General features: G+C 44.1%; 14 protein-coding genes. 5 read left to right on the forward strand and 9 right to left on the reverse strand.

Annotated features, from left to right (window positions below; genetic code table 11):
• Positions 1-119: 119 nt before the first annotated feature.
• The 4 genes from QUA44_RS20360 to QUA44_RS20375 all read right to left on the reverse strand — a co-directional run bounded on the left by QUA44_RS20360 (position 120) and on the right by QUA44_RS20375 (position 4,345).
• Positions 120-1,208, reverse strand: a complete 1,089-nt coding sequence (locus tag QUA44_RS20360) for an ABC transporter ATP-binding protein (RefSeq protein ID WP_333250822.1) — start codon at positions 1,206-1,208, stop codon at positions 120-122.
• 220 nt (positions 1,209-1,428) lie between these two features.
• Positions 1,429-2,490, reverse strand: a complete 1,062-nt coding sequence (locus QUA44_RS20365) for a spermidine/putrescine ABC transporter substrate-binding protein (RefSeq protein ID WP_333250820.1) — start codon at positions 2,488-2,490, stop codon at positions 1,429-1,431.
• 51 nt (positions 2,491-2,541) lie between these two features.
• Positions 2,542-3,393, reverse strand: coding sequence for an ABC transporter permease (locus tag QUA44_RS20370; protein WP_333250818.1), 852 nt, complete (start codon positions 3,391-3,393; stop codon positions 2,542-2,544).
• A gap of 106 nt (positions 3,394-3,499) precedes the next feature.
• Positions 3,500-4,345: an ABC transporter permease gene (locus QUA44_RS20375; RefSeq protein WP_333250816.1), complete on the reverse strand. Its 846-nt coding sequence runs from the start codon at positions 4,343-4,345 to the stop codon at positions 3,500-3,502.
• 101 nt (positions 4,346-4,446) lie between these two features.
• On the opposite strand from QUA44_RS20375, the gene QUA44_RS20380 reads away from it, so the two are divergent.
• The gene (locus QUA44_RS20380) at positions 4,447-5,958 is read left to right on the forward strand and encodes an FAD-dependent oxidoreductase (RefSeq protein ID WP_333250814.1); all 1,512 of its coding nucleotides are present in this window, start codon (positions 4,447-4,449) and stop codon (positions 5,956-5,958) included.
• 210 nt (positions 5,959-6,168) lie between these two features.
• Here the strand turns inward: QUA44_RS20380 and QUA44_RS20385 are convergent, their stop codons facing one another.
• Positions 6,169-6,582 (reverse strand): peptide chain release factor 1, encoded by a 414-nt coding sequence (locus QUA44_RS20385; protein WP_333250812.1) that lies wholly within the window; start codon positions 6,580-6,582, stop codon positions 6,169-6,171.
• Positions 6,583-6,747: 165 nt separating this feature from the next.
• Between QUA44_RS20385 and QUA44_RS20390 the strand changes: the two genes are divergently transcribed.
• A complete protein-coding gene (locus QUA44_RS20390) occupies positions 6,748-6,954 on the forward strand; it encodes a hypothetical protein (protein ID WP_190740439.1) in 207 nt (68 codons plus the stop codon).
• Between the two features lie 238 nt (positions 6,955-7,192).
• The gene (locus QUA44_RS20395) at positions 7,193-7,615 is read left to right on the forward strand and encodes a DUF6335 family protein (RefSeq protein ID WP_333250810.1); all 423 of its coding nucleotides are present in this window, start codon (positions 7,193-7,195) and stop codon (positions 7,613-7,615) included.
• Positions 7,616-7,708: 93 nt separating this feature from the next.
• On the opposite strand, the gene QUA44_RS20400 is transcribed toward QUA44_RS20395, so the two are convergent.
• From QUA44_RS20400 to QUA44_RS20410, 3 genes are all read right to left on the reverse strand, one after another.
• Complete coding sequence (locus QUA44_RS20400; protein WP_333250808.1) at positions 7,709-8,389, reverse strand: response regulator transcription factor; 681 nt, start codon at positions 8,387-8,389, stop codon at positions 7,709-7,711.
• On the reverse strand, positions 8,386-9,840 hold the full coding sequence (locus QUA44_RS20405) for an ATP-binding protein (RefSeq protein WP_333250806.1): 1,455 nt from the start codon (positions 9,838-9,840) through the stop codon (positions 8,386-8,388). Before QUA44_RS20405 ends, QUA44_RS20400 begins: the two co-directional genes overlap by 4 nt.
• A gap of 203 nt (positions 9,841-10,043) precedes the next feature.
• On the reverse strand, positions 10,044-10,655 hold the full coding sequence (locus QUA44_RS20410; RefSeq protein ID WP_333250804.1) for a cupin: 612 nt from the start codon (positions 10,653-10,655) through the stop codon (positions 10,044-10,046).
• Between the two features lie 285 nt (positions 10,656-10,940).
• Here QUA44_RS20410 and QUA44_RS20415 point away from each other — a divergent pair, with 285 nt between their 5' ends.
• Positions 10,941-11,687, forward strand: coding sequence for a YHS domain-containing (seleno)protein (locus QUA44_RS20415; RefSeq protein ID WP_333250802.1), 747 nt, complete (start codon positions 10,941-10,943; stop codon positions 11,685-11,687).
• 344 nt (positions 11,688-12,031) lie between these two features.
• The gene (locus QUA44_RS20420) at positions 12,032-12,733 is read left to right on the forward strand and encodes a DUF4079 domain-containing protein (protein WP_333250800.1); all 702 of its coding nucleotides are present in this window, start codon (positions 12,032-12,034) and stop codon (positions 12,731-12,733) included.
• Positions 12,734-12,891: 158 nt separating this feature from the next.
• Here QUA44_RS20420 and QUA44_RS20425 read toward each other — a convergent pair whose 3' ends face one another.
• The gene (locus tag QUA44_RS20425; protein WP_333250798.1) at positions 12,892-13,770 is read right to left on the reverse strand and encodes a sugar ABC transporter permease; all 879 of its coding nucleotides are present in this window, start codon (positions 13,768-13,770) and stop codon (positions 12,892-12,894) included.
• Between the last annotated feature and the right edge of the window lie 177 nt (positions 13,771-13,947).

The following is a 13,947-nucleotide window of genomic DNA, read 5'->3' on the forward strand; positions in this document are numbered from 1 at the left end:
GCTTGGACTTAGCTTTACTGCTTAGACGGCGATTGACGACGGTAGCGATAGTTAGACTTTGGACACTACCTAATCTTACTCTGTCCGCAGAATCTCAGTGGCTTCAGCCCGCTTGAGTGTCAAAAAATGCAAATACTTTCCGGCGGCACGGAAACTCGAACGCTGTCGCCGACTTGGTATCGCTGCAAGTCATCTCTGTGCAAATTTTGGCGGCGAAGGGCGATCGAACTTTTATCAGTCAACCGCACCGTATAGCGCGTGTCAGTGCCAATATAAATAGCCTCTTCTATGATTGCGGGCCAGCTATTTTCAGCGTCATAATTAGCCGGATAAATAGCAGCTTTTTCTGGCCGCAACACTAGGGTAACAACTTTCCCAGCGGGGATATCTTCGGCTGTTGCAACTAACACGGCTAACTGCTGGTCAACCAACACGATTATTTTACCGTTTTGCTTTTCTACTACTAGACCACTTAAAAAATTGCTGTCGCCAATAAAATCAGCAACAAACCGCGTTTTAGGATATTCATAAATATCAACAGGCGTGCCGACTTGTTGCAGTTTTCCTCCATCCATCACTGCAATTCTGTCCGACATTGTTAGCGCTTCTTCCTGATCGTGAGTCACATAAATAAACGTAATTCCCAATTTTCGCTGCATTTTTTTTAATTCTAATTGCATCTCTTTACGCAATTTTAAATCCAGCGCTCCTAGGGGTTCATCCAACAGCAAAACAGACGGCTGTTTGACTAATGCTCTTGCTAGTGCTACTCGCTGCTGCTGTCCCCCTGAGAGTTGGCGGGGATAGCGTTTTCCTACCTCGGTTAACTGTACTAATGCTAAGGCTTCAGCAACGCGAGCGCGAATTGTTGTCTGAGGTAAATTCTCCATTTCCAACCCAAAAGCGGTATTTTGTGCTACTGTCATGTGCGGAAATAAAGCATAATTTTGAAATACCGTATTTACTGGGCGGTGAAACGGTGGGCGATTTTGCATCGGTTGGCCGTGAATGTAAATTTCGCCCGCTGTGGGAATTTCAAAACCCGCGATCATTCGCAAAGTTGTAGTTTTGCCGCAGCCGGAAGGGCCGAGTAAAGAAAAGAATTCTCGATCGTAAATTTGCAGGTTGATGTTATCTACAGCTAAGAAATCTTGACTGCGGACACTTTTAAATACTTTGGAAACGTCTAAAACTTCGACAGCGTGCATTGTGTTAGTATGTATGAGTGATAAAAATCTGAGTTCGAGTCCGGTTAAACTGATATCTTGCACCCTTCTCAATTACTTGTTTAGGAACGGGCAAGATGCCCGTTCCACAAAACTTAATTTTCTTGTGGAACGGGCATCTTGCCCGTTCTTAACGATGGTGCAACTCCAATGCACACTAAAAATTTAAGTGAAGCAGCCCCGGCAGAAACCTGTTTTATATCTACTTTCCAGCCCCTGCTTTAACTTCCGTCCAAGCTCGATCGTACAATGCAGTCGCTTTCCCGACATCCTCCAATAATTTCATTTTGCCAAAAACCTCAGCCGGCGGGTAAATTTGAGGATTATTCAAATCTTTCGGGTCGATCAAACCTTGATCAATTGCTGCTTTGTTGGGCGATCCGAAGTGGGTAAAATTGGAAATTTGGGCGCCTACTTCGGGCTGCAAAATAAAGTTAATAAATTTCTCCGCTAACTCTTTCTGGGGCGCACCTTTGGGAATGGTCATGTTGTCAGAAAAAATGATTGTTCCTTCTTTGGGAATAGCGTAACGAAGATTAGGATTTTCTGTCATCACTTGGAAAATATCACCGCTCCATTCCATTGTCAAATTTACTTCTCCTTGATCTAGCATATTTTGCCCGGTATCGGGGACAAAAGCTGCAATGATATTTTTACTTTTAATCAGCAAATCGCGGGCTTTGTTAATCTCTTCGGGATTGGTTGTATTTGGGTCAAATCCTAAATACATTAAAACTCCTGCAAATGTGTATCTGGCATCGTCTTGCCACGCGACTTTTCCGGTATATTTCGGGTCGAACATCGCCGCCCAACTGTTAATTTCTCCCTGGGTTGTTTTCACGTTGTAGCCAATTCCCATGGTTCCCCACTGGTAGGGCAGGGAATATTTATTTCCCGGGTCAAAAGCTTGATTGATAAACTTAGGTTCTAGGTTCTTTTGGTTGGGAATATTGTTTAAATTCAGCGGCTCAATTATATTTTCTGCGATCATGATTTTCACCATGTAATCGGCGGGAAATATTAAGTCGTAACCGGGGTTACCCTGTTTGAGTTTGGCATAGAGTGCGTCGCTGTTCTCGAAAGTGTCGTATTGAATTTTAACATTGTTCTCTTTCTCGAATTGGGCGATCGCCTCTGGGGCGATATAACTGGCATAATTGTAAATGCTGAGGACTTGCTGCTGGTTGCCACCTGTGGGGCTACAGCCGAAAGCCAATGTTGCACTCATCACGAACAAAAGTAGGAAAGTCAGCAGGCGTTTCATAGGTTTTGTTAGTTGCAGACGACATTAATTATGACACAAAAAGCTATTTTTTTAACTTTTATGAACTCTTAGCGATGATACAACCAGCAACAAGGAAGCCAACAACATCAAAGTTGAAATGGCATTAATTGCTGGCGTCACTGCAAATTTTATCATGCCGTAAACAAATAGCGGCAGCGTCATGGAACCGACGCCGGTGGTAAAGAATGTCACGACAAAATCGTCCAGCGACAGAGTAAAAGCCAGCAGTGCCGCGCTGAAAATAGCGGGCCAAATTAGAGGGAGAGTGATGCGCCAAAAAGTCCGCCATTCGTTAGCACCTAAGTCAAAAGCTGCTTGTTCTAATTGAGGATCGAGTTCCGCCAAACGCGCCCTGACAGTAATAGTCACAAAGGAAATATTAAAGACAACATGACCGATAATTACGGTAGGTAAGCCGAGATTGAGGCGAATTCCCGTGAGATTTTCTACGATCCGAAATACTAGGGTAAAGAAAACTAGCAGCGAAATGCCGATCGTAATTTCGGGCATAATAATGGGCAAAAACAGTAAAGCTTCTACAGCTTTGCGCCCCGGAAAATGAAAGCGTTCCAGTGCTAGCGCGATCATTGTACCAAAAATGCTTGCTAGCACAGTCGAAATAGCTGCAATTAGCAAGCTGTTGTTGAGTGCTGTCCAGATTCCGGCACTGCTACTCGTAGCAATCGTTGCGCCTGCATTGCTAAACAAACTGCGGTACCAATCCAGGGTAAAGCCGCGCCAAACGGCATTGAATCTGGAGGCGTTAAAGGAGTAAATAATTAAGATGAGAATTGGCAAGTAGAGAAAGGCAAATGCTAGTACAGCTTGTACCCAAAGCCACTTTTTGCCGATCGCCCGCACGAGTAAATCGAGTTTAGTCATTAGTCAAAAATAGGTTAGCCTGTAGGGGCGGGTTTTACCAACAATCATCGCCTCAAGCCAATAATCTCATAAACCCGCCCCCACCTGTAAATCTCAATATACCTGTTTAAGTTTCGTCAGACACGCGGAAGTAAATTAACACCGGAATCAATATGATTACCGTCAACAGCATAGAAAGCGCCGATCCAAAAGGCCAATCGCGGGCTTTCATAAACTGATTTTGAATCAAATTTCCCACCATAACTGTTTTAGAACCCCCCAATATATCTGGTGTGATGAAAGCGCCGACGGCGGGAACAAAAACTAAAATTGATCCGGCAACAATACCGCGAGTTGTTAAGGGTAAAAATACGCGCCAGAAAGTGCGGATATCATTAGCCCCTAAATCGTGAGCGGCTTCTACTAATACAAAATTGAAGCGTTCTATGCTAGAATATAAAGGCAGAACCATGAAAGGTAAATAGCCGTAAATAAGACCGATCGCCACAGCGAAAGGCGTAAAAAGCAAGTTTAACGGTTCGCTAATAATTTGCAGGCTTTGCAAGGCTGTGTTAACTACTCCTTCGCTACGCAGCAGTATGATCCAGGCGTAGGTTCTCACTAAAAAATTAGTCCAAAATGGAATAATTACCAGCAAAAGCAAAGCATTTCGCCAGCGAGGAGAACGGGTGGCGATGAAGAATGCTAGGGGATAGCCAACTAACAAGCAAGTGGCTGTTGTTAGAAAAGCCAGCCAGAGCGATCGCCCAATTACCCCCAAGAAAAGTCCGCTGAACAAACGCTGGTAGTTGCTGAGAGTAAATATCCAAGTAACGCCCCCGTAAGTACCGCGTTCTAAGAAACTGTACAACAGTACAATTAGCACGGGCAAAATGAAGAAAACCATCAGCCATGCCGTAGCGGGAAATAATAGTAGCAACAGGTTAGTCTGCTGGCGGTTTTTGACACTCATTATTCACTCAAGCGAAAGTTAGCACATAATGCAACACATTTTATATCAAATCCGCATTTTATGAATTATGTCATCATTAATAAATTATCAAGAGGTACGCAATGTCAGGAGAATCGTCAACCCCCAAAATAGTCGTCGTCGGTGCGGGATGGGCCGGTTTAGGCGCTACCTATCACCTAGCCCAGCAAGGCTATGATGTCACCCTCCTAGAAGCTGGCCCCTATCCGGGAGGCTTAGTTGCAGGGTGGAAAACCGCCGGCGGGCGTTCCGTAGAAGCAGGCATTCATGGCTTCTGGTATCCCTACAAAAACATCTTTTCCTTAGTCAAGGAATTAGGACTCGATCCCTTCACGCCTTGGACTCGTTCTTGTCAGTATTCACCGGCCGGATTGGAAGTAGAATCGCCGATTTTTCAGGACGAACCGATCCTTCCCACACCGTTAGGAACCTTTCTTTACACGCGATTTAAAAGGCTGCCATTAGTCGATCGGCTTTCAGCCTTGCCCTTACTCTACGCCGTCCTAGATTTCGACAATTCCGACGAAGCTTGGCGCAGGTACGATCGCGTCACAGCCCGCGAACTATTCAAACAGTTTGGCGTTTCTGCAAGACTGTACCGCGATGCTTTTGAACCGATGTTATTAGTAGGTTTATTTGCACCAGGAGAACAATGTTCTGCCGCCGCAGCTTTGGGAATGCTTTATTATTTCATATTAGCACACCAACCAGATTTTGATGTAGTTTGGTGTCGCGGAACTGTCGGAGAAAAAATCTTTCGCCCCTGGGTTGAGCGCCTGGAAAAAATCGGTGCAAAAGTATTGACAAAGCAGCGAGTTACTGATTTAATAGTTGACAGCAACAACCGAGCAACAGGCGTTGTTTGCGGCGAAGAAACCTTCGAGGCAGATGCAGTTATTTTTGCAGTTGGCGTCACGGGAATGCAAAAAATTATCAGCAGCAGCCCAGCTTTGCAAAGTCGCCAAGAGTTTCGGGATGTGATGAATTTGGGTGCCGTTGACGTGTTAGCTGTTCGCCTGTGGTTTGACAAAAGAATTGACATTCCGCTGCCTTCTAATGCCTGTTTTGGGTTTAGTTCGACTACGGGATGGACGTTTTTTGATTTGAATGCTTTGCACGACGAATTCCGCGACGAACCGGGAACAGTTGTCGAAGCTGATTTTTATCACGCAAATCAATTAATCCCCCTCAAAGATGAGGAAATTGTTTCTCTAGTTCAGCGGGATTTAGCCACTTGCATTCCGGCTTTTCGGGATGCCAAAGTAATTGACAGCAGCGCGATTCGGCTGTCGCGGGCTGTGACGCATTTTGCCCCTGGCAGCTATCAATATTTGTTGCCTGCGGTAACAAGTTATGATAATGTATTGATGAGCGGCGATTGGGTTGTGACTCGCCACGGTTCTTGGTCGCAGGAAAAAGCTTATGTTACTGGTTTGGAAGCGGCAAATTTGGTAATTTCGCGTTTCAGAATTGGGAACAAAGCGGCAATTATTCCCGTGGAAGCTGACGAACCGCACATTCAAATCGGGAGAAAGATTAATCAGTTTACTCGCAGTTTGACTAAAACATTCATTCCCGATTTTTGGCTGCCCTAAGCAGAAGCAAGAAGGAAGAAGGAAGAGGGAATTTCTTGTTTTAAGTGGTAAGGTGTGCATTGCACACCTACCTATAGACTAATAACCAATGACGAATTACTGATGATACTATCTTCAAAAAAGAATACGATTTTAGACAAGCCCCAAACCCGAATCTTCATCAGTCATAGCCAATCTAAAATCTAAAATCTAAAATCTAAAATGGCATGACTATCGCCAATAAGGCCGGCCCTTCCAAAAAACTCCCACCGTAACTCCGATTAGTGCAGCTTCCGATAAACTTGCTAATAAAGGAGGTATGGGTAGGAATGACTTTAAGACCAAACCCAAGAGCACGCACAAAACTAAAACCCACAAACTAATTCGGTTGAGCAAAAATTGTTGTTGCCAATACTCTAAAAAGTAGACTGCTAAAGCTCCCATTCCCACAGCAGCAGCAAAAGGTATCAATATTCCCAGCGAGGGACCTCCGAGAAGCGTAAAGACCTTCCGGAATACTTCCGACTGAATCAAGCCCCACACTAAAAATAACTCCAATCCAACCACGATGCAGTTGACGAGGGCGGCAATTTGCAGCATTTCTCGCCAAGGTAAAAGTTTTAAGCGCCGCAGAAAATTGTTCACGATCGGCAGATTAGGTAGGTTGCTTTGATTTTATAACAGTTTTGCGCTGGCGATCAACCTTTGATGACAATTTGTGAAGTAAAATAAAGATATAGAGCAGTCTCTTGACAAATTAACCCAGAGTACCTGCCTATTAGTTGTTGGAACCGTGAAAGGAAAAAAGTTATGGTGGAGAACACTGTCGATTGTGCTGTAGCTTGCGTCAATGGCTGCGTTCTGGGCGACAAGTGCCCGAAGCGGGAATACGCAGAAGCAACGTCCAACTTTATTGAAAATACTTCTCTGGATAAAATGCTAGAAATAGCAGAGGAAGCGGTGAGAAGGAAACGGACGGAACCCCCCAAATGGATAATTCCTGATTTTCCCGAATAGAATTAGCCTCCCTATTAAAAAGCGATCGCCCTTTTCAAACGGGCGATCGCTTTTTGTATTCCCAATGAAATAGCTGAGCCGAATCAATATATTTCCTGGGATAGAAGCTAAAAGCTTAAATAGCAATTATAATTACAGTTACTTATAGCCATTTCCCATTACTAAAAACAATTCATTTAAAGCCAAATTCGGACATTTTTAATTTAATTTAGTTCAAAAACAAACAGGAGCAAGTATCGTGGCACAGCAAAAGAAACCCAACGCAAAAACAACAACAGAACGGGATAATTTGGGCGATTTGCCTCAAGAAATTACCGAATCTTACGGCACCGGCGTCATCGCTGAACCGGGATTGAACCAATATGAAATCACAACCTTGAACGATAGCAGTTCGGAATACGGTTCCAGCAGTTCCCAAGTCAGCGGTGGAGATGGCGATGCTGCGGCGGAACAAGAAAGTGCCACTGGCGAGCAATCGGTGGGCGGAACTGCGCCTACTCCTGACCTGGATATTGTTGATGAACTCGGAGCCGCTGCGGGCATAGAAATGGCGGACGGAGCTATTTTGCACACAACAGATATGCTTGAACATCGAGATGAAAGTCGGTGGGAATTAGACCCGAGTTCTGCGGAAGATTATCAGGAACGACCGGATTTATAGGTCTATTTGGTACAAAAAAATAGGTAGTATAATAGGAGCGGGTTGACCATTATCCATAGTTAATATCCCAAGTATTTGTAAACCCGCCTCTCATCACTTTTGCTCTCGCAACACATATCCAACTCCCCGAACAGTATGCAGCAGGCGTTTGGAGTTAGTTGCTTCTAATTTAATCCGTAACGCACGAATATACACTTCAATAATATTTGACTCGCCCATAAAATCGTAACCCCAGACTTTTTCTAGAATTCGATCGCGGGTAATGACTTGACGGGGATTTCGCAGCATAAATTCTAACAAATCAAACTCTTTGGCAGTGAGTTCAATTAGTTGACTGCCTCGATAAACTTCACGGGTTAAACCGTTCAAGATTAGGTCTTCAAATTGTAGCTGAGCCGGGTCATTTGGTTGAGTTCGGCGCAGACGTGCTTTCACCCTCGCTAGAAGTTCTTCCATACTGAAAGGCTTAGTCACATAATCATCGGCTCCAGCATTTAATCCAGTTACGCGATCGGGTACTTCATCCTTTGCTGTTAACATAATTATTGGTACTTGCACGCCAGTCGATCGCAACCTCAAACAGATATCTAATCCAGAGATACCCGGAAGCATCCAATCTAAAATCAATAAATCCGGTTCAGCCGTGCGGGCGAGGGTTAATCCATCCAATCCATTGGGGGCGACGGTGACATGATATCCTTCAAGACTAAGTTCAGATTCGATGAACTTTGCCAGTTTAGGGTCATCTTCAACAAGGAGAATGCGATCGCTCATAGCTGCGGATTCCAGACAGGTAAGGTGATAGTAAAAATACTACCTTCTCCGGGTTTAGATCTGATCGTGATACGTCCTTCCATGCCTTCGATCAGGCTTTTGGCGATCGCCAATCCCAACCCTGTACCGTCCCTAGAGCGAGTCATAGACTCATCCACCCGGTAAAACCGCTCAAAAATCCGGTTTTGATGGGGCAGAGAAATCCCAATTCCGCGATCGCCCACATGAATCATCACCTGTTGTTCCTTCTTTTCTAAGACTAACTCAACTGGTTGTTCGGGAGCAGAATACTTGATTGCATTATCAACTAAGTTAATTAACACCTGTTGTAAACGATCCTGATCGGCACAGGCTACAACATCCTCATCATTTGACACCAAAATAATTTTTCGATTGCTAACTTTTTGACTCATCTCTGCTACCTCAGCCACCAGAGTATTCAGGATCACCGGATTCAAACGAAAGTGCAAGTTGCCACTATCAGCCCGTGCCAAATCCAGCAAATCTTCTAACATCCGAATCGTGCGTTCAGTTTCCCCAACCGCTGTTTCCAGTGCTTGCTGCTGATAATCACTTAAATTAGTGCTGCGACGCAGCAAACTTTGTAAATAACCAACTACAACCGTCAGAGGAGTGCGTAATTCGTGGGAAACATTACCGACAAATTGGCGTTGTTGCTCCCAAGAACCCGACAATCGAAACAACATCTCATTAAAGGTTTGCGCTAGTCCTAAAATCTCATCAGGAGCCTGATGCAGTTGGAGTTTTGCCGCCTGCAAATTATCAGCAGACAAAGTGCTAGCTACCTGACTCATCTGTTCCAAAGGATGGAGAGCATGACGAATGCGACTGGCGATCGCCAACATTAACACTAAGATTACTAAAATACTGACAACAATTAGACTGCGAATCCCATCATTTAATTGACGTTGCTCATCAGTGATATCTTGAGAGAAATATACCGTACCCAGCAACTCATTTTTGATCCTCAGAGTTGTACTACATATCACCAAGTAGCGATCGTCCACCTGAACAAAAGTCGGCTCAGCAGGTACTTCCGTCAACGAGATCATCTTCGTAATTTTAGAAGATTGCATATCCATATCAGGTGAATTCACCAAAAGCATCCCATCCTTTCGCTTCACCCACACCATAATTCCTCCTGTAGAAGCTTTATGAACACTTCGAGTCAAGCCAATTTCTAGTGAACCCATTTCACTATAAAGTTCAACCTGTTCGGGAAAACGCATTCCAATATATTCCAGCGTTTGTTTGTGGGCACCAACTAGATTTTGCGACCTTTGCCAGCCAGCCCAAAATGCCACACTGCTAAGTCCTAAAATCGACAGCACTAGCAATTCTAGGGTCAATCGAAACTGAAGCGAAGAAGTGGAAATTCGCTTACCAGTGAGATGGTTGACGACAGCTCTAAATTGGGGAAATTGCTTCATTTTTTTTGTAAGTATTAGTGATAGTAATTAAGTATGAAAATTAGACAAATTCCAACTAGAGCAATCAAAAGCAGCAATTGTGGGATGGGCATCTTGCCCGTCCTCCAAAGGTGGGATGGGCATCTTGCCCGTCCTCCAAAGGTGGTTTATTTGGTATGAGTGAGTCCAGAAATGTAGATAAAAAGATCCATCAGAATGCTCGCTTAAAAGTTTTCCGCAGTGCCTTTAATCTGGTTAAACTCAAATCGTCGAGCATAATCTGCTTCACCATAAAGATTAAAACTAATTGTTGGTTCATCTCCGAGGGCTTCCACATGATGAATCGCATCAGGCATCAAGCACAAAACGTCACCAGGTGCAAGCAAAATATCGCCCACTGTTGTGATTTTATCGGGAAACTTGCGAGTTGGCGATCGCTGCCAAAAAGTATTTTTTTCCTGTCCACCAAGTAGCGCCACCAATCCCCAACTGGCATGATTATGAATCGGAGAAACTGCACCCGGAGCCCAAGCAACCAACTGCACCGTCAGAGGAAAAAATGGTTCATCATAAAGCGTTTGTACTGCCCAGCCTGTCTCAGAGTCAGGCTCAAGGAGAGCAATTTGAAGCCAGGAAGAACTATCTAACAATCTGCGGACAAGGGGACAAATTGCCTGGAGTCGTAAATAATCATCACTAATTCGCTCTAATACATCTTCCAAGTCAGTTAGAAAGCGGTAAAGTCGGTAGGGATGGGTAAAATCTTCAATTTGACTTGTAGTCTCACAAACATGGCACTGTCCATCATCAGTCACCAACCAGTCTTTTCCTGTCATAATTTCTCAACTCGCGGTTAAATTACTGCACTACTAAAAGATAGTCAGGGTTAATCTCCACTCTATAAGACATTCCTGGCAAGTAGATGATGCCTTCCTAATTCCCAGATGAATTTTTGCTGAAGAAACGGACATATAAAGCATTCATAGTTTTATCTCCCATCCATCTCTTCCTCATCTAGCACTCATGTTTTTGAGTGTTAATGTAAACAACCTCAAGTCTTGAGGACAACAAAAAGCCAGAAAAATTGCCAGAGAGCAAGAAGTCTCAAGCAAATATCTGGCATGGAACTATTAACAATTTATCTGGAAATTAGACACATGAAAGTAAAATACATTACCACCATCGCCATTGCCACCATTCTAGGTTTGGCAACAGCTAATGTTAGCTACGCCAACTTCAAGGCGGCCACAAACTCAAACTCTACAACCGTTTCATTCAAGATTGCAGAATCCAATCCTTGTGCTGGTAAAGCCAATCCTTGTGCTGGTAAAGCCAATCCTTGTGCTGGTAAAGCCAATCCTTGTGCTGGTAAAGCCAATCCTTGCGCTGGTAAAGCCAATCCTTGTGCTGGTAAAGCCAATCCTTGTGCTGGTAAAGCCAATCCTTGCGCCGGTAAAAGTAGCACAACAACCGTTCATCCTCAGTTTTACACCGAAAATGGTATGGCTCTTGATGGTCAGGATGTCGTAGCCTATTTCACCCAAAGCAAATTAGTTATGGGAGTTAGCCAATTTAAACATAATTGGGGTGGAACAACTTGGATGTTTGCTAGTGCAGCAAACCGTGATATGTTTGCTAAAAATCCTGAAAAGTATGCTCCTCAATACGGTGGATATTGCGCCCAGGGAACCAGTGAAGCGCATCTTGTTGTGAGCCAGCCTGACGCCTGGAAAATCGTTAATGGGAAGCTTTATCTCAACTACGACAAGAAAGTACAAGCACAGTGGATGGGGGATATCCCTGGTCACATTGCTTCAGGAAACAAAAATTGGCCTGCTATTCTGAATAATAAAGAACTGTTCCGCTAACCTCAAATTGATGCAGGAAATTAGTCGCTAACCGCCACTGACATTACCGCCAGCAGTTTTCATTTCCCTGAGAACAAGGTAATTGTAATTGCGTTATTGCGTAATTTAAAAAGCTGTACCTCACACAATTGACAACTGCTATATTTTCTGAGCGATCAACATATTCGGTGAGTTACCCTTAATAAAGCGTGTTGGTAGTCAGGACTTCAGTTTTCTCTATGCCGATGAACAATTATTATTAGTCCTGACTATCAACTTACTGTGGGTTAGATGGCCGGATATGATATGATGTATGGCAAAAACCAGGTTGATGAAGCCAACCCTCCTCAACAAAAAGGTGATTTATGGAATTTAAAGATTTTCTGGCTTTGCTGCATCCTATTTTAGCTGTTGCGATTGTTTTTCCTATGCTTGGTGTTGTTCTCAATATGGCGTGGCAAACCATGCAGCGTCGCAAGCAAATTGCATCCGGGGATAAGAGCAAAATTCCACCTGTAGTCGGTCAAGAACACGTCAAAGCAGGTCGAATTCTGTCGGGTTCTGTGGTAGGAGTGACTTTGTTGGGTTTAGGCTACGCGATTTTTGAGCATATCTTGAGCGAACAGGTTTGGAGCAAAAACTCGTTTCAGGTTATTTTCATTGTGCTGATGTTTGTGGCGACTATTGCCTCTTTGGTGATGCTCTATCGATCGACACCGGCGTTATGGCGCGGCATATTTGCGACCTTGACGGGTGCTGGTTTGGTGATTCTTGGCACTCAAGATGGCGTTTATCGGCGGACTAATGAATGGTATTGGTCTCACTACTACATTGGGATCACCGCTGCGCTACTGATGGTTTTCTCCCTTGCCATTATTCAAGACATCTACAAAGATCGATCGAATCGCTGGCGCACTGTCCATGTCATCTTGAACTCGATCGCTGTCATGCTGTTTCTGGGACAGGGAATGACCGGAACCAGGGATTTGTTGGAAATTCCTCTGAGCTGGCAAAAACCCTATATTTATAGCTGTGACTTCGCCAATAAGACCTGTCCAAAGCCGTGAGCGATCGCATTACTTCGATATTCCAGTCGAAAATTAGTAGAAATTAGACCAATAAACCCGGTTTCTGAATGTAACAAAGTCGTGGTAATCACAGGGATGAGAACGAGAAACCGAGTTTATGAGGCCCGGAGTGCGTGAGTTCTCATCAGTCATAAATCTTAATCATTGCGAGTCAAACCCTGAAGGCTAACTTGCAAAATCGACAAACCCAAAATTAGCAAAAACAAAACCAACCCGATCGTACAAGCATAGCCAATTTCCAAATCCTTAAAAGCCCGTTCGTAAAGATAATAAACAACAGTCTTAGAACTATTGCGAGGCCCGCCCTGAGTCATAATATAAACTTCTTCAAAAACCTTAGTAGCAGAAATCGCCGAAATTACCGCTACCAAAACTAAATAAGGCTTCATCAGCGGCACAGTAATATCCCAGTGCTTTCCCAAACCATCAGAACCATCAATAGCAGCCGCCTCATAAAGTTCTGCCGGAATAGCTTGCAGCCCTGCCAAATAAATCACCATGTAATAACCCAATCCTTTCCAGATAGTAACTGCCATGACGCTAAAGATTGCTAACTTCGGATTAGCCAGCCAAGAAACAGGAGGTAAACCCAACAATTCCCCCAACTGATTCAGCAGTCCAGTCTCAGCAAACAGCCACTTCCAAGCAATCCCGGCGACAACCATTGAAATCACCGCCGGCGTGTAGTATGCGGCTCGAAACCAGTTCATTCCCCTAAGTTTTTGGTTGCACAAAATCGCCATTCCCAACGGTAGAACCACCAATACAGGCACAACGCAGATGAGATACAGCAGCGTATTCGTCAAAGTTTGCCAAAATGTGCGATCGCCCCACAACCTCTCAAAATTCTTTAAACCCACCCACTGCGGCATTTGAGTTAAATCATATTCGTAGTTGGTAAAACTCAAATAAAAAGCTTGCACCGCCGGCCACAAAACAGTCAAACTCAAAATAAATAAAGCAGGTAGCAAAAACAAATAAGGAGTCAGGTTTCGTCGCAAAAAGGTCAAAGGCATAGTAATTGGTAATTGGTAATTTTACTCGTTAACAGGCAAGGCCTGGGAACCAGTTATAAAACTCGCATTTGTAGGATGCTATTCGGCGCACCGGCGCTGAGTCGTTGAAAAGATTTCTTGTCCCCCCCTTATTAAGGGGGGTTAGGGGGGATCTAGACTTCGCCCCCTACAAATAAT

Origin of the sequence: Microcoleus sp. N9_A2 (genome assembly GCF_036701775.1) — a bacterium.
Taxonomy (GTDB): Bacteria; Cyanobacteriota; Cyanobacteriia; order Cyanobacteriales; family Microcoleaceae; genus Microcoleus.

What these genes read in the sequence shown, in the direction of transcription:
- QUA44_RS20415 (WP_333250802.1), top strand. Translation starts at nt 10,941, where the DNA reads ATGGAACTATTAACAATTTATCTGGAAATTAGACACATGAAAGTAAAA.
- QUA44_RS20410 (WP_333250804.1), bottom strand. Translation starts at nt 10,655, where the DNA reads ATGACAGGAAAAGACTGGTTGGTGACTGATGATGGACAGTGCCATGTT.
- QUA44_RS20400 (WP_333250808.1), bottom strand. Translation starts at nt 8,389, where the DNA reads ATGAGCGATCGCATTCTCCTTGTTGAAGATGACCCTAAACTGGCAAAG.
- QUA44_RS20420 (WP_333250800.1), top strand. Translation starts at nt 12,032, where the DNA reads ATGGAATTTAAAGATTTTCTGGCTTTGCTGCATCCTATTTTAGCTGTT.
- QUA44_RS20360 (WP_333250822.1), bottom strand. Translation starts at nt 1,208, where the DNA reads ATGCACGCTGTCGAAGTTTTAGACGTTTCCAAAGTATTTAAAAGTGTC.
- QUA44_RS20380 (WP_333250814.1), top strand. Translation starts at nt 4,447, where the DNA reads ATGTCAGGAGAATCGTCAACCCCCAAAATAGTCGTCGTCGGTGCGGGA.
- QUA44_RS20390 (WP_190740439.1), top strand. Translation starts at nt 6,748, where the DNA reads ATGGTGGAGAACACTGTCGATTGTGCTGTAGCTTGCGTCAATGGCTGC.
- QUA44_RS20375 (WP_333250816.1), bottom strand. Translation starts at nt 4,345, where the DNA reads ATGAGTGTCAAAAACCGCCAGCAGACTAACCTGTTGCTACTATTATTT.
- QUA44_RS20365 (WP_333250820.1), bottom strand. Translation starts at nt 2,490, where the DNA reads ATGAAACGCCTGCTGACTTTCCTACTTTTGTTCGTGATGAGTGCAACA.
- QUA44_RS20370 (WP_333250818.1), bottom strand. Translation starts at nt 3,393, where the DNA reads ATGACTAAACTCGATTTACTCGTGCGGGCGATCGGCAAAAAGTGGCTT.
- QUA44_RS20405 (WP_333250806.1), bottom strand. Translation starts at nt 9,840, where the DNA reads ATGAAGCAATTTCCCCAATTTAGAGCTGTCGTCAACCATCTCACTGGT.
- QUA44_RS20425 (WP_333250798.1), bottom strand. Translation starts at nt 13,770, where the DNA reads ATGCCTTTGACCTTTTTGCGACGAAACCTGACTCCTTATTTGTTTTTG.